Source organism: Saccharomonospora cyanea NA-134, from assembly GCF_000244975.1.
GTDB lineage: Bacteria > Actinomycetota > Actinomycetes > Mycobacteriales > Pseudonocardiaceae > Saccharomonospora > Saccharomonospora cyanea.
Genome location: NZ_CM001440.1, coordinates 335,713 through 356,893 on the forward strand (window position 1 = coordinate 335,713; position 21,181 = coordinate 356,893).

Annotated in this window: 24 protein-coding genes; 21 read left to right on the forward strand and 3 right to left on the reverse strand. The window is 71.0% G+C overall.

Annotated features, from left to right (window positions below; genetic code table 11):
- The 8 genes from SACCYDRAFT_RS01720 to SACCYDRAFT_RS01750 all read left to right on the forward strand — a co-directional run bounded on the left by SACCYDRAFT_RS01720 (position 1) and on the right by SACCYDRAFT_RS01750 (position 6,176).
- Positions 1–801: a sugar phosphate isomerase/epimerase family protein gene (locus SACCYDRAFT_RS01720; RefSeq protein ID WP_005453027.1), complete on the forward strand. Its 801-nt coding sequence runs from the start codon at positions 1–3 to the stop codon at positions 799–801.
- 68 nt (positions 802–869) lie between these two features.
- Positions 870–1,796: a proline dehydrogenase family protein gene (locus tag SACCYDRAFT_RS01725; protein WP_005453028.1), complete on the forward strand. Its 927-nt coding sequence runs from the start codon at positions 870–872 to the stop codon at positions 1,794–1,796.
- Complete coding sequence (locus tag SACCYDRAFT_RS01730) at positions 1,793–2,617, forward strand: thioesterase family protein (protein WP_005453029.1); 825 nt, start codon at positions 1,793–1,795, stop codon at positions 2,615–2,617. Before SACCYDRAFT_RS01725 ends, SACCYDRAFT_RS01730 begins: the two co-directional genes overlap by 4 nt.
- 53 nt (positions 2,618–2,670) lie before the next feature.
- Positions 2,671–3,480, forward strand: a complete 810-nt coding sequence (proC, locus tag SACCYDRAFT_RS01735; RefSeq protein WP_005453030.1) for a pyrroline-5-carboxylate reductase — start codon at positions 2,671–2,673, stop codon at positions 3,478–3,480.
- Positions 3,481–3,673: 193 nt separating this feature from the next.
- Complete coding sequence (locus tag SACCYDRAFT_RS01740; protein WP_005453031.1) at positions 3,674–3,886, forward strand: helix-turn-helix domain-containing protein; 213 nt, start codon at positions 3,674–3,676, stop codon at positions 3,884–3,886.
- Between the two features lie 98 nt (positions 3,887–3,984).
- The gene (locus SACCYDRAFT_RS25600) at positions 3,985–4,086 is read left to right on the forward strand and encodes a 30S ribosomal protein bS22 (RefSeq protein WP_005453035.1); all 102 of its coding nucleotides are present in this window, start codon (positions 3,985–3,987) and stop codon (positions 4,084–4,086) included.
- Between the two features lie 154 nt (positions 4,087–4,240).
- Positions 4,241–5,212: an NAD-dependent epimerase/dehydratase family protein gene (locus SACCYDRAFT_RS01745; RefSeq protein WP_005453037.1), complete on the forward strand. Its 972-nt coding sequence runs from the start codon at positions 4,241–4,243 to the stop codon at positions 5,210–5,212.
- Between the two features lie 19 nt (positions 5,213–5,231).
- Complete coding sequence (locus tag SACCYDRAFT_RS01750) at positions 5,232–6,176, forward strand: lysophospholipid acyltransferase family protein (RefSeq protein WP_005453039.1); 945 nt, start codon at positions 5,232–5,234, stop codon at positions 6,174–6,176.
- A gap of 135 nt (positions 6,177–6,311) precedes the next feature.
- Here the strand turns inward: SACCYDRAFT_RS01750 and SACCYDRAFT_RS01755 are convergent, their stop codons facing one another.
- The 3 genes from SACCYDRAFT_RS01755 to SACCYDRAFT_RS01765 all read right to left on the reverse strand — a co-directional run bounded on the left by SACCYDRAFT_RS01755 (position 6,312) and on the right by SACCYDRAFT_RS01765 (position 9,118).
- Positions 6,312–7,271 (reverse strand): HAD family hydrolase, encoded by a 960-nt coding sequence (locus tag SACCYDRAFT_RS01755; protein WP_005453041.1) that lies wholly within the window; start codon positions 7,269–7,271, stop codon positions 6,312–6,314.
- A 62-nt stretch (positions 7,272–7,333) separates the two neighbouring features.
- Complete coding sequence (locus tag SACCYDRAFT_RS01760) at positions 7,334–8,398, reverse strand: DUF5667 domain-containing protein (RefSeq protein WP_005453044.1); 1,065 nt, start codon at positions 8,396–8,398, stop codon at positions 7,334–7,336.
- Between the two features lie 81 nt (positions 8,399–8,479).
- Positions 8,480–9,118 carry a sigma-70 family RNA polymerase sigma factor gene (locus tag SACCYDRAFT_RS01765; RefSeq protein WP_005453045.1) on the reverse strand — a complete coding sequence of 213 codons (639 nt, stop codon included), beginning with the start codon at positions 9,116–9,118 and terminating at the stop codon, positions 8,480–8,482.
- A 134-nt stretch (positions 9,119–9,252) separates the two neighbouring features.
- On the opposite strand from SACCYDRAFT_RS01765, the gene SACCYDRAFT_RS01770 reads away from it, so the two are divergent.
- The 13 genes from SACCYDRAFT_RS01770 (at position 9,253) to SACCYDRAFT_RS01830 (ending at position 21,129) form a co-directional block, all read left to right on the forward strand.
- Positions 9,253–10,851, forward strand: coding sequence for an AMP-binding protein (locus tag SACCYDRAFT_RS01770; RefSeq protein ID WP_005453047.1), 1,599 nt, complete (start codon positions 9,253–9,255; stop codon positions 10,849–10,851).
- Positions 10,844–11,092 (forward strand): glutaredoxin family protein, encoded by a 249-nt coding sequence (locus SACCYDRAFT_RS01775; RefSeq protein ID WP_005453049.1) that lies wholly within the window; start codon positions 10,844–10,846, stop codon positions 11,090–11,092. The genes SACCYDRAFT_RS01770 and SACCYDRAFT_RS01775 overlap by 8 nt, the downstream gene beginning before the upstream one ends.
- A gap of 188 nt (positions 11,093–11,280) precedes the next feature.
- On the forward strand, positions 11,281–12,129 hold the full coding sequence (locus tag SACCYDRAFT_RS01780; protein ID WP_005453051.1) for a redox-sensing transcriptional repressor Rex: 849 nt from the start codon (positions 11,281–11,283) through the stop codon (positions 12,127–12,129).
- On the forward strand, positions 12,129–13,457 hold the full coding sequence (locus SACCYDRAFT_RS01785; protein WP_005453053.1) for a glutamyl-tRNA reductase: 1,329 nt from the start codon (positions 12,129–12,131) through the stop codon (positions 13,455–13,457). The genes SACCYDRAFT_RS01780 and SACCYDRAFT_RS01785 overlap by 1 nt, the downstream gene beginning before the upstream one ends.
- On the forward strand, positions 13,454–14,416 hold the full coding sequence (gene hemC, locus SACCYDRAFT_RS01790; protein WP_005453060.1) for a hydroxymethylbilane synthase: 963 nt from the start codon (positions 13,454–13,456) through the stop codon (positions 14,414–14,416). Before SACCYDRAFT_RS01785 ends, hemC begins: the two co-directional genes overlap by 4 nt.
- Positions 14,417–14,488: 72 nt before the next feature.
- Complete coding sequence (locus SACCYDRAFT_RS01795) at positions 14,489–16,024, forward strand: bifunctional uroporphyrinogen-III C-methyltransferase/uroporphyrinogen-III synthase (protein ID WP_005453062.1); 1,536 nt, start codon at positions 14,489–14,491, stop codon at positions 16,022–16,024.
- Between the two features lie 132 nt (positions 16,025–16,156).
- Entirely contained in the window at positions 16,157–17,128 is a 972-nt protein-coding gene (gene hemB, locus SACCYDRAFT_RS01800) for a porphobilinogen synthase (protein WP_005453064.1), read from the forward strand.
- A 10-nt stretch (positions 17,129–17,138) separates the two neighbouring features.
- A complete protein-coding gene (locus SACCYDRAFT_RS01805; RefSeq protein ID WP_005453066.1) occupies positions 17,139–17,699 on the forward strand; it encodes a hypothetical protein in 561 nt (186 codons plus the stop codon).
- A gap of 50 nt (positions 17,700–17,749) precedes the next feature.
- Positions 17,750–18,142 carry a hypothetical protein gene (locus SACCYDRAFT_RS01810; protein ID WP_085979184.1) on the forward strand — a complete coding sequence of 131 codons (393 nt, stop codon included), beginning with the start codon at positions 17,750–17,752 and terminating at the stop codon, positions 18,140–18,142.
- A gap of 36 nt (positions 18,143–18,178) precedes the next feature.
- Positions 18,179–18,565, forward strand: a complete 387-nt coding sequence (locus SACCYDRAFT_RS01815) for a hypothetical protein (RefSeq protein WP_005453067.1) — start codon at positions 18,179–18,181, stop codon at positions 18,563–18,565.
- Positions 18,566–18,590: 25 nt separating this feature from the next.
- Positions 18,591–19,895 (forward strand): glutamate-1-semialdehyde 2,1-aminomutase, encoded by a 1,305-nt coding sequence (gene hemL, locus SACCYDRAFT_RS01820; RefSeq protein ID WP_043536070.1) that lies wholly within the window; start codon positions 18,591–18,593, stop codon positions 19,893–19,895.
- Positions 19,892–20,530 carry a histidine phosphatase family protein gene (locus tag SACCYDRAFT_RS01825; protein WP_005453069.1) on the forward strand — a complete coding sequence of 213 codons (639 nt, stop codon included), beginning with the start codon at positions 19,892–19,894 and terminating at the stop codon, positions 20,528–20,530. The genes hemL and SACCYDRAFT_RS01825 overlap by 4 nt, the downstream gene beginning before the upstream one ends.
- Positions 20,527–21,129 carry a TlpA family protein disulfide reductase gene (locus tag SACCYDRAFT_RS01830; RefSeq protein ID WP_005453070.1) on the forward strand — a complete coding sequence of 201 codons (603 nt, stop codon included), beginning with the start codon at positions 20,527–20,529 and terminating at the stop codon, positions 21,127–21,129. Before SACCYDRAFT_RS01825 ends, SACCYDRAFT_RS01830 begins: the two co-directional genes overlap by 4 nt.
- Positions 21,130–21,181: the final 52 nt, after the last annotated feature.

Genomic DNA, 21,181 nt, shown 5'->3' on the forward strand with positions numbered 1-21,181 from the left:
GTGGCCACTCCGACGATCCCGGTCGCGCTGTCCACGGCTTCGGTGTGGCCGCTGCGGGCGAAGCGGGCGTTCGAGCTGGCCGCCGACCTCGGTTTCGACGGCGTCGAGGTCATGGTGTGGGTCGACGCGGACAGCCAGAACGTGGAGGCACTGCGCAAGCACAGCCTGGAGACGGGCGTGCCCGTGCTGTCGGTGCACTCGCCGTCGCTGCTCATCACACAGCGTGTGTGGTCGCCGGACCCGGAGGTGCGGCTGCGCCGCTCGGTGGAGGCCGCACTGGAACTCGAGGCCTCGACCGTGGTGGTGCACCCGCCGTTTCGCTGGCAGCGCAGGTACGGAGACGCCTTCGCCGACCTCGTCGCCGAGCTGGAACAGCGGAGCGGGGTGGCGATCGCGGTGGAGAACATGTTCAAGGTCCGGCCACCCGGAGGGCGGCGCAACGCACGTGTGTCGGCGTTCCGTCCGTCGATCGATCCCACCGACGTCGGCTACGCGCACTACACGCTCGACCTGTCCCACACCGCTGCGGCGGGCATGGACGCGCTGGCGCTGGCCGACCGGATGGGTGACGGACTCGCCCACGTGCATCTCGCCGACGGCACCGGCCTCCCGAAGGACCAGCACCTGGTGCCGGGACGGGGCGACCAGCCGTGTGCGGAGCTGCTCGAGAGACTGGTGCAGCGGGGCTACGACGGGGCCGTGGTGCTGGAGATCAACACCCGAGCGGCCAAGTATCCGGCGAACCGGGTCGCCGACCTCGCCGAGGCGTTGCTGTTCACCCGCCTACACCTGGGACAGTGAGCGGCGAAAAGTGAATCATCCTCCGGGTATGCCTCGCTTTCCGGCGTTCGACCCGTAAAGTTTGCGTCGTGGAGCCCCTGCGATCGTTGATCCTCGCCGCCGCCGGCAACGACGTGATCCGGCGTGTGGCCGCCACGGCGCCGGGCACCCGGCAGATCATCGCCCGCTTCGTACCGGGCGAGACCGTGGCCGACGCCCTGAGGGCCGTGAAGACCCTCGCCGCCGACGGACGGTGCGCGACGCTGGACTACCTGGGCGAGTACACGCGCGATCCCGCCCAGGCCGAGAGCACGGTCCGGACCTATCTGCGATTGCTCGACGAGTTGTCGAAGCAGGGACTGTCCGGTCACGCCGAGGTGAGCGTGAAACTGTCGGCGTTGACTGTGGACGGCGATCGGGTGCTCGCCGCGCGGAACCTGGGGCTGGTCTGCGAGGCGGCCGAGCAGTGTGGCACCACGGTCACCGTCGACATGGAAGACCACACCACGACCGACGCCACGCTGGGCGTGGTCGGCGACGCCCGGCGCACGTGGCCGTGGGTGGGAGCAGTGGTCCAGTCCTATCTTCGTCGTACCGAGGCCGACGTCGCCGCGTTGGCGTACAAGGGATCGCGGGTCCGGCTGTGCAAGGGTGCCTACGCCGAGCCTGCCGACGTCGCCTACGCCGACGCCCACGCGGTCGACCTCAGCTACGTGCGCTGCGCCAACCGGCTCCTGGAGGGCGGCGCGTACGCCATGTTCGCGACGCACGACCCACGTCTGGTGGGGCTGCTGCGGCAGCGCACGCGTTGGTACGGCAGGGAACAGGGCAGCTACGAATACCAGATGCTGTACGGAGTCCGGCCGGACGAGCAGCGCCGCCTGGCCGCGGAAGGGGAAACCGTGCGTGTGTACGTGCCGTTCGGTGAACAGTGGTACGGCTACCTGATGCGGAGGCTGGCGGAACGTCCCGCGAACCTGGCGTTGTTCCTTCGAGCCCTGGCCATCCGTTCGTGAGTACGGTCGATTCGGGGCCGCTGACGTTCGCGGCCGCATGTGAGGTGCGCTCGCTCGGGGACGGCACGTTCACGGCGGATCTCCGGCAGGAGTGGTCGATCGGCAGACATCCCCACGGCGGGTTCCTGCTCGCTCTCGCGGCGAAGGCCGGGGTCCGGGCGTTGTGGGAGGCGGGGGAGCCGCCCGCCGAGCCGCTCGCGGTGAGCGCCGAGTTCCTGCACGCGCTCGCACTCGGCCCGGTGTTGTTGCGTACCGAGGTCCGCAAGGCGGGCAGGCGGGCCACGGTGGTGGCCGTGAGTGTGGAACAACGGGGCCGTAGCTGCGTGGAGGCGCGCGTGACGGCGGGCAGGCTCCCGCTGCGGCCACCCGTGTGGAACGACGTGCCGACGCTTCCCGCGGACCCGCCCGCCAACGCGGTGGCGTTGTCGGGCCACACCGCCGAGGGACTGTTCCACCTGGCCAAGGGCTGTGACGTCCGGATCGATCCCGCCACGGCGGGCTTCCTCGCGGGACGCCGTGACGATCCGCCGCGCCTGCGGCTGTGGGCGAGACCGCGGCACGGCGAGCCCGACCCCTACTTCCTCCTGCTGGCGGGTGACCTCAACCCGCCGGTGGTGTTCAACCTCGGCAGGACGGGGTGGGCGCCGACGGTGCAGCTCACGGCGTTGGTGCGTACCCGCCCCCATCCGGGGTGGTTACGCATCGAGGTGGACTGCCGTGCCGTGCACGAGGGCTGGTTCGACTCCGACGCCGTCGTCGCCGACAGCCATGGCCGCATCGTGTGCCAGGCGAGACAGCTCGCGTTGTCGCCTCTGCCGTGACGAGCACCTCCCGCCGGGCATCGGCCGGGAGCGGGGTGCCTAGTGTTGCGGGCATGGGAACCATCGCGGTACTGGGTGCGGGCAAGATCGGTGAAGCGCTGCTGTCGGGGCTGCTCAGTGGCGGGCGGTCCGCCGAGGACCTGTTCTTCACCGAGCGGCATCCCGATCGGGCGGCCGAACTCCAGGCACGCTACGGGATCACGGGCGTGACCGTGAAGGAAGCGGCGGAGCGGGCCGACCTGCTTGTCGTGGCGGTGAAGCCGCAGGACATCGACCCCGTGCTCGCCGATCTCGCGCCGGTGCTGCGGCCGGAATCCCTCGTGGTGTCGCTGTGCGCGGGACTGCCCACCTCGCTGTTCGAGCGGAGGCTGCCGTCGGGCACGCCGGTGGTACGGGTGATGCCCAACACGCCGATGCTCGTGGGAGAGGCCATGAGCGCCGTGTCCGCCGGCAGGTACGCGGGCCCGGAACACGTCGAGCTCGTCACCGAACTGCTGAGCTGCGTGGGCAAGGTGGTGGAGGTGCCGGAGTCGCAGCAGGACGCGGTGACCGCATTGTCCGGATCCGGCCCGGCGTACTTCTTCTACCTGGTCGAAGCCATGATCGACGCAGGCATCCTGCTGGGGCTGCCTCGCGCCGTCGCCGAACGACTCATCGTGCAGTCCGCCGTCGGGGCGGCCAAGATGCTCGACGAGGGTGAGAGCCATCCGGTGCTGCTCAGGGAGGCCGTCACCTCACCCGCGGGTACCACCATCAACGCGATCCGCGAACTGGAGAAGCACGGTGTCCGGGCCGCGTTGCTCGCGGCCATCGAGGCGGCGCGCGACCGCTCCGTCGAACTCGGTCGAGCCCACGAGGACTGAGCGGGGTGAACCCGGGCACTCGCGCGGGTGGTGACTGGCGGTGTTGCCTACGTCCGAGTGCCCCTTTCCCCTCGACAGGCGTCGCACCAGCCCCACGAGTCCAGTTACCCTCGACGAAAGCACGCGCGTGTCGGTACCGCTCGGTGGGGAAGCCGAGCGGCACGGCGCGTGGCAAGGGACACGGTGAATCGTTATGCCGCCGAACAACAGCGAGGATGTGCCCGGCAGGCACGTCCAGTTCCTGACAGTCGCCGAGGTTGCCGCCCTGATGCGGGTCTCCAAGATGACGGTCTACCGACTGGTGCACTCCGGGGAGCTGCCCGCCGTGCGGGTGGGCAAGTCGTTCCGGGTGCCCGAGCAGGCCGTCCACGCCTACCTCGACAACGCCTACTTCGACGTGGGGTAGGCCGTACCGCATCGGAAGCGGGGAGGGCCACGCACGTCACGCGGAAGCAGCCGGGTAACCTGGAGAGCCGTTCGCGACCCGACTGTTAGGAGCGTGGTGTGGGCTCGGTAATCAAGAAGCGTCGTAAGCGTATGTCCAAGAAGAAGCACCGCAAGCTGCTTCGCCGCACGCGCGTGCAGCGTCGCAAGCAGGGTAAGTGAGGCCGCAGGCCCGCGGGTGTCGGCACGGCCGCGACGAGGGGATCGTCCGGCGAGGCGCGTGTGAGGTTTCGCCCCGGCACCGAAGTGTCGGGGTAGCATCCTCCCCGGTTCACACAGTCCGGGGTCGCGACCGCGCCTGTCACACGGGGGTCTGATGCCGTCCAACGTCGTCCTCGTCACCGGGGTCTCCGGTGAGTTGGGCGGACGGTTGCTGTCGAGGCTGGGCGCTCGTCCAGACCTCGAACGGGTTGTCGGAGTGGACACCGCACCGCCCGGTGCCGGTGTGCTCCGCGAACTCGGCCGGGCCGAGTTCGTACGGGTCGACATCCGCAACCCGCTGATAGCCAAGATCATGACCTCCGCGAAGGTGGACACGGTGGTGCACGCCGCGCCCGCGTGTCACCCCGCGGGATCCGGCAGGTACGCGGCGATCAAGGAAGCCAACGTCATCGGCACCATGCGGCTTCTGGCCGCGTGCCAGAACTCGCCGCACGTGCGCAAACTCGTCGTCACCTCGACGACGGCCGTCTACGGAGCCTCGGCGCGGTCACAGGCCGTGTTCACCGAGGACGCGGAACTCTTCCCGGCCGCGGCGGCGGGTTACTCGAAGGACGCCGTCGAGTTGGAGGGCTATGTCCGCGGCTTCACTCGGCGGCGGCCCGACGTCGGCGTGACCACGTTCCGGTTCGCCGACCTGGTGGCACCCGACTTCGACACCGTCTTCACCCGGTACTTCTCGCTGCCGGTGGTGCCGACCGTGCTCGGTTTCGACGCGAGGTTGCAGTTCCTGCACGCCGACGACGCGCTCGCGGTGCTGGAACGTGCCACCGTGCTCGACCGTCCCGGCGTGTTCAACGTCGCGGGCACGGGCGTGTTGTCGCTGTCCCAGGCGATCCGGAGGGCCGGGCGCGTGGGCGTCGGGGTGCCACGACTCGCCATGTCGCCCGTCGGGACGGCACTGCGTCTCACCCGGCAGGTGCACGTGTCGGCGGACCTCGTGCGGCTGTTGAACTTCGGGCGGGTCGTCGACACGGAGCGGCTGACCCACGAGTTCGGGTACTCACCCCGGTGGACGACGCGTGAGGCGTTCGACGACGCCGTGACAGAACGGCGGGCGACGGCGTGACGAGGGGAGAGGACGCATCGTGACGTCACGAGGTGCGGCGCGGGTGGTGCCGCTGCGTCCGGACAGGCGTGACGGGGAGGACGCGCGGTCGAGCGTGGTACCCCTGCCCGTGCGCAGGGCCGCCGACCGGCATACCACGCTCTCCGGCCTGGTCGACTTCGTGCGGCGCAGGCTCAGCGGTGACTACGAGGTCGACGAGTTCGGGCTGGACCCCGAGTTCACCGAGACAGTGCTGGTCCCACTGCTTCGGCCGCTGTACGAGCGGTGGTTCCGCGTGAGCACGCACGGCATCGACCACGTTCCCGCCGAGGGCGGCGCACTGCTCGTGTCCAACCACTCGGGTGTGCTGCCGCTCGACGCGATGATGACGGCGTTCGCCGTGTACGACGAACACCCTGGGCACCGGTTCCTGCGCATGCTCGCCGCCGACCTCGTTTTCGACACCCCCGTGCTGGGGTCGCTGGCACGAAGGAGCGGTCAGACGCTCGCGTGCCACCCCGACGCCGAGCGGTTGCTGCGTGCCGGCGAACTGGTGGGCGTGTGGCCCGAGGGGTACAAGGGCGTCGGCAAGCCGTTCTCTGCGAGGTACAAGCTGCAGCGCTTCGGGCGCGGGGGTTTCGTGTCGGCGGCGCTGCGGACGTCGGCGCCGATCATCCCGTGTGCGGTGGTGGGCGCGGAGGAGATCTACCCGAAGATCGGTGACATCCGGCCGTTGGCTCGCCTGCTGCGCCTACCGTACTTCCCCGTGACGCCGTTCTTCCCACTGCTCGGTCCGCTGGGGACGGTGCCGCTGCCCACGAAGTGGCACATCGAGTTCGGTGAGCCCATCCGCACCGACGGCTACGCCGCTGACGCCGACGACGACCAGATGCTGGTGCTGGGTCTCACCGACCAGGTGCGGGAAAGCATCCAGAACATGCTCTACCGCAGGCTGGCTCGCCGCCGGGGAGTCTTCACCGGCTGATCCCGACGAGACGCCGCGGTCCGTGTCCGCATTTCCCGCACGGGTGTCCGCACTTCTCGTGCGGGTGTCCGCGTTGTCGCCGCGGGCACGCGTGCATGAACTGCGGACACGCGTTCGTAGCCTGCGGACACGATGTCAGGCGATGCGTTTGCGGTAGGCCAGACCGGCGGCCACGGCACCGGCCAGTGCGCCGGCGCCCAGCACGGAGGGCACACCGATCTTCGCGGCCTTGCGGCCGGTGCGGAAGTCGCGGATCTCCCAACCCCGGGCACGGGCCACCTCGCGCAGCCCCGAGTCCGGGTTGACCGCCACGGCGGTACCGACCACCGACAGCATCGGGACGTCGTTCTGCGAGTCCGAGTACGCCGTGCAGCGGCGCAGGTTGAGGCCTTCCCGCGCTGCGAGTGCCCGGACGGCGTGTGCCTTGGCCCTGCCGTGCAGCAGGTCACCGACCAGCCTGCCCGTGTAGACACCGTCGGTGCTCTCCGCGACGGTGCCGAGCGCTCCGGTGAGGCCGAGCCTGCGCGCGATGATGGCTGCCAGCTCCACCGGGGTGGCGGTGACCAGCCAGACCCGCTGGCCCGCGTCGAGGTGCGTCTGCGCGAGCGCCCGCGTGCCGGCCCAGATCTTGTCGGCCATGAGCTCGTCGTAGATCTCCTCGCCGATGGCGACCATTTCGTCGACGGTGCGGCCCGCGACGAACGACAGCGCCTGTTCCCTGCTGGACTGCACGCCCTGGTGGCTCTCCCGGCCGCCCACCCGGAACTTGACCTGCTGCCATGCGAAGCCGGCGAGGTCGGAGGTGCTGAAGTACTTACGCGCGGCGAGTCCCCTGGCGAAGTGGAAGATCGACGCGCCCATCATCATCGTGTTGTCGACGTCGAAGAACGCGGCGGCGGTGAGGTCCTGGGGAACGGGTGTCCGCTCGACCTCGGGCGCCTCGGGTTCGGCCTCGGGTGCCTCGGCCGTCGCGACCGAGGCTGCCTCCATCGCGACGGCGGCTTCGGCCGACGCCTCGCCTGCCAGCGCTGCGAGCCGCTCGCGTTCCCGCCCCTTACCGCGGCTCCGCCAACGAGACACGCACACCGCCTCCATACGTATGGTCCGCCTCCGGCGCTTGGTCACAGGGTAACGAGCGGGGCGCGAACACCGGAGAGCTATCCGACGGTCACCGCGGGCAAGCCGGGAAGGATCGGCGCGATGCTCACCAGGGCGGGGTCCTCGGGCTCCGGGGTGGGCAGCCGTGGCCGGTCGGGGGACGGCACGTGGGAAACGACCGGAGCCGCTGCCACGTCGGCGGGCCGCAGGGGCGTCCGGGTATCGGCTTCGGCAGCGTGCGGGTGCTCGACGAAGGCGGTCGGCTCGTCCGCGGAGGGTGGCTCATGGCCGTTCCGCGGTTCGGGCCGCGCCGCCCGTTCCGAGGGTGCCGGGGGCCGCGGCTTCCCGGCGTGGTCCTTCGCGGGCGAAGGTGCGCACCCGCCCGCCGCGGGCAGCGCACCGAGGTCGTCGGAGTGCACCGAGGTGATCTCGTAGCACTCCATGCGTTCGGCCAGGGCCGCGCTCCGCCGCTCGATGCGGTCCAGCAGGGTCGTGACGTCAGTGCTGACCGTGGTGGGCAGCGCGGCTTCGGCAGCGGCGAGCCCGGCGGACTCCCGCTGCGCCCACGCGGCGAGCACGGTGAGTCCTCGTCCGTCGGTGCGGGTGGCGAGCGCCGTGAGCTCGGAGGCGCCCTCGGTGGCGTGTTCGGTGAAGTCGGCCAGCGCGAGCCGGTAGGTGTCGGTGTCGCGCACTCCGTGCCTGCCGAGGGTGGTGATCTCGTCGAGTCTGCGGGAGGCGTAGGACAGCCTGCGAGCGGCGTCGTCCTCGGCGTCGAAGGTCAGGCCGAGAGTGGCGGCCTCCTGAGCGCGTTTCAGGTGGTAGAGCGGCTCGCCGGGCAGTGCGTCCTTCGCCAGCAGCAGCGCGAGACAGGCCAGGGCCGCGAGCGCCACGGCGGCGGTGGTCAGTACGGGCAGCGGCCGGCGCCGAGGGCGGGTGTCGGTGATGCGCTGTGCGATGCGTTCTCGGGTGTCGGGCTCGACGGGGACGGAGCGGCCGAGTCGGCGCAGCGCGGCCACCACGGCGAGTTCGGTGCCGAACTCCGCCGCGCCGATGCCCGAGTCGACGGCTCCGGCGAACCGCTCGTCGTCGCCTCGGCGGGTGCGGGACCACGCAGGTTCGCCCACCGCGCCCGCCTCCACTGGTCACCTCGCCGACATCGTCGCCGGAGCAACGAGGCACGACCCGCCGTGGTTACGCGGTGGGACTCACCTGACACTTCGGGGCAGGAGCTTGGCGAGCCGCCGCACGGCGCGGTGTTGAAGCGCCTTCACGGCGCCCTCGTTGCGTTGCATGATGGCGGCGGTCTCGGACACCGAGTAGCCCTGGATGAACCGCAGAATGATGCACTCGCGCTGGTCGTCACCGAGGTCGGCGATGCAGCGCAGTAGTTCGTCGTTGGTGGTCCGGTTGATGACCTGCTGTTCGGGGCCGGGAGTGGCGCTGGGACCCGCGCCGGGCTCGGCCACCTCGTCGGTGACGATCTCCAGCCGGAACCGGCTGGACTTGACGTGGTCGAACACGAGGTTGCGGGCGATGGTGGTGAACCAGGCGCCCACGTCGCGGCCCTGGTAGGAGATCGACGTGATGCGGCGCAGCGCGCGGAGGAACGTCTCGCTCGTGACGTCCTCGGCGAGGTGGCGGTCGCCGACTCGGAGCAGCACGTACCGGAAGACGCCGTCGACGTGGCGGTCGTAGAGCGTCGCGAACGCCGCGGTGTCGCCGCGCTGCGCCGCGCGGACGAGTTCCCAGTTCTCGGCGACGGTCTTCTCGGCCTGCGCGGCCTGCTTCGCTCCCCCCAGCGTCGTGGGTGCTGGACCAGCCGCAACAGCGATCGGCATGCTCACGTGTCGCACCTCCTCCGGGCCCGTTCCCGGCCTCCGCGTGATCATCGCCACTACGTCGCCCGATGGAGCATACGTGTTGTTACCGCAAAGTAGGTAGTGGTGTTCTTGTTGCGAATCGGAGACGGCCCCGATTCATGTCCGCGCCCGCGACGGCTCGCTGGGACACTGTGGAGATGGGAAAGGGGCAGGTTGTGACGGGTGGGACCAGCAACGTCGCCGATCTCGCCGCCGAGGCGGCACGGACCCGGACGGACAGGCTCGCGTTGATCGATACAGCGACGGGCACCACATTGACGTGGGGCGAGCTGGAGCTCGCCGTGCGGGCCACGGCCCACCGGCTCCGGGAAGCCGGGGTCGAGCCCGGCGACCGGGTGGGCGTCCGGTTGCCGACGTCCGCGGCGTTCGCCGTGGCGTTCTTCGCGGTGCTGCGGGCCGACGGTGTCGTGGTGCCGCTGAACCCACAGGAGCCCGCGTCGGCGTCCACCGCCGTGCTCGCGGACTGCGGAGCCGAGGTCGTGCTCGGCGACGAGTCCCTGGGGTCGGCGACGCTGGTCGAACCGGTGCTCGCCGCGCCTGAGCGGCCGGGCGACGCCGGGAGCCCGGCGGAACCCTCCCGAGGAGGGGAGGACCTCGCCGCCCTGCTCTACACGTCCGGCACCACGGGGTCACCGCGTGGCGTGATGCTGTCGCACCGGGCCCTGCTCGCGGGCGTCGCGCAGTTGCGTTCGCTCACGCCCTCGCCGGTGGAGCCGTCCGACCGGGTGTTCGTGGCGGTACCGATGCACCACGTGTACGGGCTCGGTCCCGGGCTGCTCGCTCCGACGGCGGCGGGGGCGACCCTGGTGACCGCACCCCGGTTCGAGGCGCGCTCCGCGCTGTCCGACTGCCTGAACCACAGGGTCACCGTGGTGCTCGGGGTGCCCGCGATGTACGTCGCGATGGCGGCGCGGCCCGCCGACGAACTCGGTGAGAGCCTGTCGACCGTGCGGCTGCTCGTCTCCGGCGCGGCGCCGCTGCGGCCGAAGGTGCTGGCCGACATCCGCGCCGCCACGGGCTTGCAGATCTTCGAGGGTTACGGCCTCACGGAGGCGGCTCCGGTGGTGACGTCCACCCTGGTCACGGGCTATGCCAAGCCCGGATCCGTCGGCAGGCCGCTGCCCGGTGTCGAGGTGCGGTTGGTGGACGGCGACGGCACCGAGAGCGGCGTCCCGCTGGATCCGGAGGATCCCGACGACACGTTCGACGACGCCGACGGCACCGGGCTGGTGGCGGTCCGGGGAGCCAACCTGTTCTCCGGGTACTGGCCCGACGGAGCCCACGGCCCGGACGCCGACGGCTGGTTCCGCACCGGTGACGTCGGCTACGTCGACACCGACGGTGATCTCCACCTCGTGGACCGCGCGGGCGATCTGGTGATCGTCAACGGCTTCAACGTCTACCCGCACGAGGTGGAGGGCGTGATCTCGGAACTGCCCCAGGTCCGCGAGGCCGCTGTGGTGGGAGTGCTCGACGAACACAGCGGCGAGGCGGTGAAGGCCGTGGTCGTGCCCGAGGAGGGGGCCACGCTGTCGGAACAGCAGGTGATCGAACACTGCGCGGCGCGGTTGGCCGGTTACAAGGTGCCCACGGTGGTGTCGTTCACCGACGCGCTGCCGCTCTCGGCGACGGGCAAGGTACGCCGGGTCGGCCTTCGGGGCGTGGACGCGGTGGGTCAGGATGGGAGTCATGCCTGAGTCCCAGCACACCGTTGTCGTGATGACGCGTGTCGGCTGTTCGGCGTGCGAGCGGGCCGAGCAGGACGTGGAGCGGATCTGCGTCGAGCTCGGGGTGCCGTGGTCGACGGCCGACGTGGACACCGACCCCGAGTGGCGCGCGGAGTACGGCGACCGGGTTCCGGTGATCCTCGTCGACGACGCCGAGCACGGTTACTGGTCGGTGGACGAGGAGCGGCTGCGGTCGGCTCTGCGTTCGTGACGGTGATCCTCCGCACGTCGGCGAACGCGGGGCGGTGTGGCCTGCGTCAACGTCCTCACCAGGCGCTTTGTGCCTACGTTCACAAGTGGCTACCGTAGTGCCATCGCCGCGCGGCGCCGGTATCGAACACTACAGCGCCTGCTCGGTCAAGAGTTGATTTTTTCGATGTCTGGTGACAGGAGTCCAGCGTGGTGGCACAGCGCGGCCGGCGCAATGGGCCCGCACCCGCGCCGAGGCGCGCCTCCGAGGTTTCCGAGGTTTCCGCGGCCGGTGCCGCCTCCGACGCCCTGATCGAGCCGGTGGGGGACGGTGGTGCGGGTGCCGGGGCCCCGGCGGCTTCGGGCACCGTCCGCGCGATCCCGGAGGCGGCCGTCGCCCGGCTCGCCGTCTACCTGCGGGTGCTCTCCGCCATGGCCGAGCAGGGTGCGACCACGGTGTCCAGCGAGGAGCTGTCGGCGGCGGCCGGGGTGAACTCCGCGAAACTGCGCAAGGACCTGTCGTACATCGGCTCGTACGGCACGCGGGGAGTCGGCTACGAGGTCCAGGTGCTGATCGGGCAGATCGAGCGGACACTCGGGCTGACCCGCAAGCACAAGGTCGCCGTCGTGGGAATCGGTAACCTCGGCCATGCGTTGGCAAACTATGGCGGTTTTCCCGGACGGGGTTTTCCCGTCGAGGCCCTGTTCGACATCGACCCCGACCTGATCGGGGTGCCGGTGGGTGGGGTGCCGGTGTCACATCTGGACGAAATCCCCGAGGTGTGCGCCGAGCGAGACATCTCCATAGGCGTCATCGCGACGCCACCGACCGCGGCGCAGTCGGTGTGCGACCGGCTCGTGGCCGGTGGAGTCCAGTGCATCCTGAACTTCGCCCCCGTGGTCCTGCAGGTGCCCGAACATATCGAGGTGCGAAAGGTCGACCTGGCGGTGGAGTTGCAGATCCTGTCCTTCCACGTGGCGCGGAGGACGGCAGGCGAGGCGGAAGGCCGCGCGCGCGACAGCAATGCCGATGGCACGAAGGATGTGGTGGTGTCCTGATGAGCGTTCTCGCGATCGGGTTGTCGCATCGCACGGCGGGCCTCGCGACGCTGGAGCGGGTCGCCGTTCCCGCAGCCGAGGTCGAGAAGGTGCTGCACGAGCTCCAGCAGGCGGACGACGTGTCCGAGGTCATGCTGCTGTCCACGTGCAACCGGATCGAGGTCTACGCGGTCGTCGAGACGTTCCACGGCGGCCTCTCCGGCATCGCCGAGGTGCTCGCCAGGCAGGCGGGTATGGAGGCCGCGCAGCTCTACGACCACTTCTACGTGCACTACGCGGGTGCCGCCGTCGAGCACGTGTTCTCGGTGGCGTCCGGGCTGGACTCGATGGTCGTCGGGGAGACCCAGATCCTCGGTCAGGTGCGTTCCGCCTACGCCGTGGCTCGGCAGGCGGGCACGGTCGGCAGCACGCTGCACGAACTGGTGCAGACGACGTTGCGCGTCGGCAAGCGCGTGCACAGCGAGACCGGTCTGGACCGGCTCGGGGCCTCCGTGGTGTCCGAGGCGCTGGCCGCGGCCGGTGAGCTGGTCGGAACGCGGGCACTCGTCGTCGGCGCGGGGTCGATGGGCGCGCTGTCGGCGTCGCAGCTTCGCAAGGCGGGGGTCGCCGAGATCGCCGTGGTCAACCGCACGGCCGAGCGGGCGGCGAGGCTGGCGACCTCGATCAGCGAGCAGGGCGTGGCGGCCAGGGCGGTCCCGATGGCCGAGCTGGCCGAGGAGGTGGGGCGTGCCGACGTCGTCGTGGTGTGTACCGGAGCGAAGACGCCCGTGCTGGACACCGAGCACGTCGCGCCGCGTACCGACCGCCCCGTGGTGATCTGCGACCTCGGCCTGCCGAGAGACGTCGAGCCCGGCGTCGGAGACGTCCCCGGCGTCACGCTGGTGGACCTGGAGACGGTGCGCAGGCGCATGGCCGAGGCCGGTACGGCCACCACCGAGAAGCAGCTCGCCAAGGCGTCCGGCATCGTCCTCGACGAGGTGCGGGCCTATCTGGCGGGCCAGCGCAGCGCCGCGGTGACACCCACGGTGACGGCGTTGCGCAAGCGGGCGGCCGAGGTGGTGGACGCCGAGCTGCTCCGGCTCGACCGGCGTCTGCCCGACCTCGACGCCGACGTCCGTGACGAGTTGGGCCGCACGGTCCGCCGCGTCGTGGACAAACTGCTGCACGCTCCGACCGTGCGCGTCAAGCAACTCGCTGCCGAGAAGGCCGACACCGATTACGCCAACGCACTGCGGGAGTTGTTCGGACTCGACCCGCAGGCGCCCACCGTGTTGTCGAGCCCGTCGGTGGCTTCCAAGCACGAACAGATCGACGGTGAACGACAGTGACTGAGACGGCTGGCACGAACGTCGGCAGAACCATCCGCATCGGCACGCGCGGCAGCAGGCTCGCGATGGCCCAGACCGGCACGATCGCGAGAATGCTGGAGGACGCGGGGTGCAGCGTCGAGCTCGTCCCCGTGGCCACGCCGGGCGACCAGTCGTCCGCGCCGATCGCCGAGATCGGGGTGGGCGTGTTCACGTCCGCCGTGCGCCAGGCGTTGCTGGAGGGCAGGGTCGACATCGCCGTGCACTCCTTCAAGGACCTGCCCACGGCACCGGAGCCCGGCATCGCGCTGGCGGCCGTGTCGAAGCGCGAGGACCCGCGCGATGCGCTGGTGGCGCGCGACGGGCTCACCCTGGGGGAGTTGCCACCGGGGTCCACCGTCGGGACGGGCTCGCCCCGGCGGATGACCCAGCTCCGGGCACTCGGGCTCGGGCTGAACGTGGTGCCGATCCGTGGCAACATCGACCGGCGGCTCGGCATGGTGGAGTCGGGGGAGCTCGACGCCATCGTGCTGGCCCGTGCCGGTTTGGCGCGCACGGACCGGATCGGGTTGATCACCGAGACGCTCGATCCCATCCAGATGCTGCCCGCGCCCGCGCAGGGCGCGCTGGCCGTCGAGACCCGCGTCGACGACGTGGACACCGAGCACCTGCTTCAGTCCGTCGTGGACGACGAAGCGACGCGGGTGGCCGTGACGGCCGAGCGGGCGCTGCTCGCGGCGCTCGAGGCAGGTTGCAGTGCACCCGTGGGTGCGCTGGCCGAGGTCGTCGAGGATCTGAACAGCGAAGGAGCTGTGGTCGAACGGCTCTCGATGCGGGGCGTCGCCGCCGCCGCGACCGAGGGTGACTCCGTGCAGATCCTTCGGGCGTCGGCGACCGCCGACAAGTCCGAGGCCGACAAGCTCGGCCGCATGTTGGCCGCCGAGTTGCTCGATCTCGGCGCCGGCGCCCTGGCGCGCTGACATTCCCGAAAGCAAGGAAGAACGAACGGTCGACCGTGGCAAGCGCGGTCGACGACGAGGAGAGACGACGTAATGACCCGCGCACGCAAAACCACGGGGCGTGTCGCTTTCGTGGGCTCGGGCCCCGGGGACACCGGGCTGTTGACGGTCCGGGCCCAGGAGCTGCTCGCGAAGGCCGACCTCGTGGTCACCGACCCCGATGTGCCTTCCGGAGTGCTCGCCTTCGCCGGTGCCGACGCCGAGGTGCGTCCCGCCGTGGGCGACCCCGGTGATGTGGCCAAGGACCTGGCGACGGAGGCCAAGGCGGGCAGGCTGGTGCTGAGGCTGACGGCCGGTGACCCGCTGACCCAGCAGGCGGTCGTGGCCGAGGTGCAGGCGGTGTCGCGTACCAGCGCGGTCTTCGACGTGGTGCCCGGCGTGTCCGCGGGCACGGCGGTCCCCGCGTACGCGGGTGTGGCACTCGGTGCCGCGCACGCCGAGGTGGACCTGCGGGCAGGCGAGGTCGACTGGGCGAAGCTCGCGGCCACCCCCGGTGCCATCGTGTTGCACGCGACGTCCAGCCACCTCGCGGAGGCGGCGTCGGAGCTGGTCGAGCACGGTCTCTCGGCGCAGACACCGGTCGCGGTGACCTCCAACGGCACCATCAACACGCAGCGCACGCTCGACTCCACTCTGGCCTCACTGGCCGCCGACGCGGGCGAGCTCGTTGGCCCGCTGGTGGTGAGCATCGGCGAGGCCGTGAGCAACCGGCAGAAGCTGTCGTGGTGGGAGTCGCGTGCGCTCTACGGCTGGAAGGTGCTCGTGCCGCGGACGAAGGAGCAGGCCGGTGACATGGCCGAGCGGCTCCGCAGCCACGGCGCGACCTCCCACGAGGTGCCCACGATCTCGGTGGAGCCACCGCGCAGCCCCGCGCAGATGGAGCGCTCGGTGAAGGGCCTCGTCGACGGCCGCTACCAGTGGATCGTGTTCACCTCGGCCAACGCCGTGCGTGCGGTGTGGGAGAAGTTCGGTGAGTTCGGTCTCGACGCCAGGGCGTTCTCCGGTGTGAAGATCGCCTGCGTCGGCGAGTCGACCGCCGAGAAGGTGCGTTCGTTCGGCATCATCCCGGAGCTCGTGCCCAGCGGTGAGCAGTCGAGCGAGGGGCTGCTGGCGGAGTTCCCGCCCTACGACGACGTGCTCGACCCGGTCAACCGCGTGCTGCTGCCGAGGGCCGACATCGCCACCGAGACGCTGTCGGCGGGCCTGCAGGAGCGCGGCTGGGAGGTCGACGACGTGACGGCCTACCGCACCGTGCGTGCCGCGCCGCCGCCTGCCGAGACCCGCGAGATGATCAAAACGGGCGGTTTCGACGCGGTGTGCTTCACCTCGTCGTCCACGGTCCGCAACCTGGTCGGGATCGCGGGTAAGCCGCACGCGCGCACGCTCGTGGCGTGCATCGGCCCGAAGACGGCGGAGACCGCCACGGAGTTCGGGCTTCGCGTGGACGTGCGGCCGGAGAAGCCCAACGCGGTGATGCTCGTGGACGCCCTTGCCGAGCACGCGGCCAAGCTGCGCGCCGAGGGCGCCCTGCCGCCGCCGCGCAAGGCCAAGCGGACCCGCCGCTCCTGAGAGCGTCGACAGCGTCGCCGTCGAAGGCCACCCATGCCCGTGCGGATGGGTGGCCTTCGACGTATCCCGGTATCCCGTCGGGTCCGTGGTCAGCGGGTATTTCCGCGCCTACCGCGAGGTAAGCTCGGGAGGGTGTTTCCGGAGCATCGTCCCCGTCGGTTGCGCACCACTCCCGCCATGCGTCGCCTGGTGAGTGAGACCACGCTGCGCCCGCGCCAGTTGATCCTGCCCCTGTTCGTCGCCGAAGGCGCCGAGGAGCCTCGGCCCATCGCCAGCATGCCGGGTGTGGTCCAGCACACCCGCGAAACCCTGCGCAAGGCCGCCGCCGAAGCCGTCGAGGCGGGAGTCGGCGGCCTGATGCTGTTCGGGATTCCGGCGACCCGCGACGCCGTGGGCAGCGCCGCCACCGACGCCGACGGCATCCTCAACGTCGCGTTGCGTGATCTGCGTGCCGACCTCGGCGACGACACCGTGTTGATGGCGGACACCTGCCTCGACGAGTTCACCGACCACGGCCACTGCGGGGTGCTCGACCCGTCCGGCGTCGTCGACAACGACGCGACGCTGGAGCGCTACGCCGAGATGGCGCTCGCGCAGGCGGAGGCCGGGGCGCACATGCTGGGTCCGAGCGGCATGATGGACGGCCAGGTCGGCGTCATCCGCCGTGCCCTCGACGACGCCGGGTACACCGACACCGGCATCATCGCCTACTCGGCGAAGTACGCGAGCGCCTTCTACGGCCCGTTCCGTGAGGCCGTCGACTCGCAGCTCACCGGCGACCGCAAGACCTACCAGCAGGATCCCGGCAACGCGCGGGAAGCCCTGCGGGAGATCGAGCTGGACGTCGCGGAGGGCGCCGACATGGTCATGGTGAAGCCCGCGCTGGCCTACCTCGACGTCGTGAAGGCCGCTGCGGAGTCCTCGCCGGTGCCGGTGGCGGCCTACAACATCTCCGGCGAGTACTCGATGGTCGAGGGCGCCGCCGCCAACGGCTGGGTCGACCGGCGGAGCACGATCCTCGAAGTGCTCACCTCGATCCGCAGGGCGGGAGCCGACCTGGTCCTCACGTACTGGGCGGCTGAAGCGGCAGCCTGGCTGGACTAGGCTCGGGGTTGTGACTGAGCCAGGCGAATCGGACGGCGCACCGGAGCGCCGGGAGTCGGACGACGAGCGTCGCGCGAAGGGGCTGCCGCCCGAGCCGAGCGTGCCGGGGCAGGCCGGGAGCGTGGGGAAGCCGCCGACTCCGGTCACGGTCGCCTTCTGGCTCTACGTGCTGGCGGGACTCGTCCTCGTGGCCTCGTTCGCCTACACGCTGACCCAGCAGGAGGCCGTGTCGAACGCGCTGATCGACCTCAACACCAACGACAGCCTCGACGAGGAGCAGATCCGGACCGGTGTGACGACACTGCTGTGGACGCTGTTCGTGGGCTCGGTGGTGTTCGCGATCCTCTTCGCGCTGTTCGGCTGGAAGGCCAGGGAGGGCACGCGGTCGGCCCGCACGATCCTCACGGTGCTCGCCGCCATCACGCTGCTGATCCAGTTGTTGCTGTTCTCCACCAGCCTGCCGGTCCTGGTCGCGGCCTTCCTGGCGGTGGTGGCGACGGCGCTGCTCTACCTGCCGAGCGTGGCCGGCTACTTCCCACCCGTCAGAGGTTTCGGGGGCGGGCGGCGCTGAGCGCATCGGGAGACGTCCGTTACCACGAGCCCGGCGCGAGCGGGTGGGCCCTGACGTGGGGCCCACTGTTCGCGCTGGCGGGTTACTGCCTCGAACTGCTCGCCGGGGTGCGGGCCCACGCGGGGCTGTGGCTGCTGGTGGGCGCCGGGCTTCTCGCGCTGACGGCGCTGTGGGTGTACGCGCGGCGCCGGTTTTTGAGCGTGCGGCTGACCGGTACCGAGTTGTGGCAGGGCGGTGAGCAGCTCCCGGTGGACCGCATCGCTGCGGTCGACGACGTGGAGGCGCCTCCCGGAACGCGGGTGCTCGGTGGCGGGCTCGGAGTGCCACGCAGGTTCGCCGAGGTGCCGTTGCGGCTGACCGACGGCACGGTGGTGCTCGCCTGGGCCCGTGACGGCGCCGCGCTGCGTGAGGCTCTGCGCTCGGGGCTGCGGGACCGAGCCTGAGACCGCGTGAGGCGGCAAGGGAGAGTGTGAGACAGCGTGAGACAGCGTGAGACACTGCCCGCCGTGACCGACGCTGCCGACCCTTCGACCTCGACCGCGGTCCCGGCTCGGGACGACCGGCTGCACCAGCCGTGGCGGCTGGCGGTGGCGGCGGTGGAGCTGGTGCTCGCGGTGGCGGCGGGCTGGGCGGCGACATGGTGCTGGGGTTCCGCCGTGACCACGGTGACGATTCACGCCGACGACGGGACCGAGCTGGTCTCGCACGTGTACGAGGGCAACTGGATCGGCCTGGCGTTCGTCGCGGCCGCGGTCGCGGGACTGCTGCTCGTGGACGGTGCGCGGCAGATCGTGCTGGGGGTGCGGACCCGGCGGCGCCGGAGGCGACGTGTGTCTCCCCAGGCCCGGCCGGCCGACGCACGGTGAAGCCGACTTTGCGAGACTGGCAGACGTGACAGGAGCAGTCGAGCAGTCCAGGTCCTGGTTCGAACGGGCGACGGCCGTGACGCCCGGTGGGGTGAACTCGCCGGTACGAGCGTTCGCGGCGGTGGGCGGAACTCCCCGGTTCATGGTGCGCGGCGAGGGCGCGTACCTGTGGGACGCCGACGGCAACCGCTACGTCGATCTGGTGTCCTCGTGGGGGCCGATGATCCTCGGACACGCCCATCCCGAGGTGGTGGAGGCGACGCGTGCGGCCGCGTCGTCCGGGCTGTCGTTCGGCACGCCGACGTCGGGCGAGGTGGAACTCGCCGAGGAGATCGTGCGGCGGGTGGAGCCGGTGGAGCGGGTGCGCCTCGTGAACTCGGGCACCGAGGCCACGATGAGCGCCATCCGGCTGGCCCGAGGCTTCACGGGCCGCAGCAAGATCATCAAGTTCGCCGGCTGTTACCACGGTCACGTGGACGCCCTGCTGGCTCAGGCGGGCTCCGGGGTGGCCACGCTCGGCCTGCCGACGTCGCCGGGGGTCACGGGCGCGCAGGCCGCGGACACGCTGGTGCTCCCGTACAACGACCTCGACGCCGTGCGGGCGGCGTTCGCCGAGAACCCCGACTCGATCGCCGCGGTGATCACCGAGGCCGCGGCGGGCAACATGGGCGCCGTCGCGCCGCACGACGGCTTCAACGCCGGGTTGCGCGACCTGGCGCACGAGCACGGTGCGCTGCTCATCATGGACGAGGTCATGACCGGCTTCCGGGTCTCTGCCGCGGGCTGGTACGGCCGAGAGGGTGTGGCGGGCGACCTCTACACGTTCGGCAAGGTGATGTCGGGCGGGCTGCCCGCCGCCGCGTTCGGCGGTCGGGCCGACGTCATGGAACGGCTCGCGCCCACCGGGCCGGTGTACCAGGCGGGCACGCTGTCCGGGAACCCCGTGGCCGTCGCGGCCGGGTTGACCACGCTCCGGCTGGCGGGCGAGTCCACCTACCGCGCACTCGACACATGCGCCGAGCGTCTCGGCGGCCTGCTCGGGCGGGCGCTCGACGCGGCCGGTGTCGCCCACACCGTGTCCTACGCGGGCAACCTGGTCTCGGTGTTCTTCACCGACGCGCCCGTGCACGACTACGCCGCCGCCGCGGCGTCGGAGACGTGGCGCTTCAAGCCGTTCTTCCACGCGTTGCTGGACGCCGGCGTGTACCCGCCGCCGAGCGCGTTCGAGGCGTGGTTCGTCAACGCCGCCATGGACGACGCCGCGTTCGAGATCATCGAGGCGGCTCTGCCGAAGGCCGCGCAGGCCGCTGCCTCGGCGGAGCGGCCATGAGCCGGGGCACGCGCACCATCGTCCACCTGTTGCGGCACGGTGAGGTGCACAACCCGGAGGGCGTGCTGTACGGCCGGATGCCGGGTTACCGGCTGTCGGAGCGAGGACGGCAGCAGGCGCTGCTCGTCGCGGAAGCGCTGGCGTCCCACCGGCTCACGCACGTCGTGGCCTCGCCACTGGAGCGGGCGCAGGAGACCGCAACGCCGTCGGCCGCGGCGCACCGGCTCGACGTGGCCACCGACGAGCGCCTCATCGAGGCGGACAACCAGTTCGAGGGGTCGAAGGTCAGTGTCGGCGACGGCGCGCTCCGCCAGCCGAGGCACTGGCCGAAACTGCGCAACCCGCTGCTGCCGTCGTGGGGCGAGCCGTATCTGGAGATCGCCCACCGGATGCTGGGTGCCGTGCACGCCGCGCGTGCGGCGGCCGAGGGACACGAGGCACTGTGCGTGTCACACCAGCTCCCGATCTGGACGCTGCGCCGCTACCTGGAGGGCAAGCGCCTGTGGCACGACCCGAGGCGGCGGCAGTGTTCACTCGCCTCGCTCACCAGCCTGGTGTTCGTCGACGAGCAACTCGTGGATATCGTCTACAGCGAACCGGCAGGAAGCACCGACCCGAGGGTGACCGGCGCATGAGGGCACAGTCGACGCGCAGGATCGCCGCCGCGGTGATGGCGGCGGCCGCCGTGGCTCTCACCGGGTGCAGCACCGGCGACGACGCGGTGGTCAGCGGCGGGAGCTTCAGTTTCGTGGCTCCCGGTGGCAAGTCCGACATCTACTACGACGAGGGGCAGCGGCAGGAGCTGCCCGAGGTGGCGGGCGAGGACCTGTTCGATCCGAACAAGCGCATCGCCGCCTCGGACTACGAGGGCGACGTCCTCGTCATCAACGTCTGGGGCCAGTGGTGCGGTCCGTGTCGCGCGGAGGCCCCCGAGATGCAGAAGCTCTACGACGAGACCAAGGACGACGGCGTGGTCGTGCTCGGTATCGACGTGCGCGACCACGACCGTTCGGCTCCGCAGGACTTCATGCGCGACCGGGGGTTGACCTACCCGTCGATCTACGACCCGTCGGGCCGGTCGCTGCTCAACCTGTCCGGTTATCCGCGCAGTGTGGTGCCGTCGACCATCGTGGTCGACCGGCAGGGCCGCGTCGCGGCCGTGTTCCTGCGCGACCTGCTGGCCGAGGACCTGCGCCCGCTGGTCGACCGGCTGGCAGCCGAGAAGGCGTCCTAGAGCCCGGCATTCCGGTCATCCAGCTCACTCGTCCCACCAGCCAGTGGGCTTC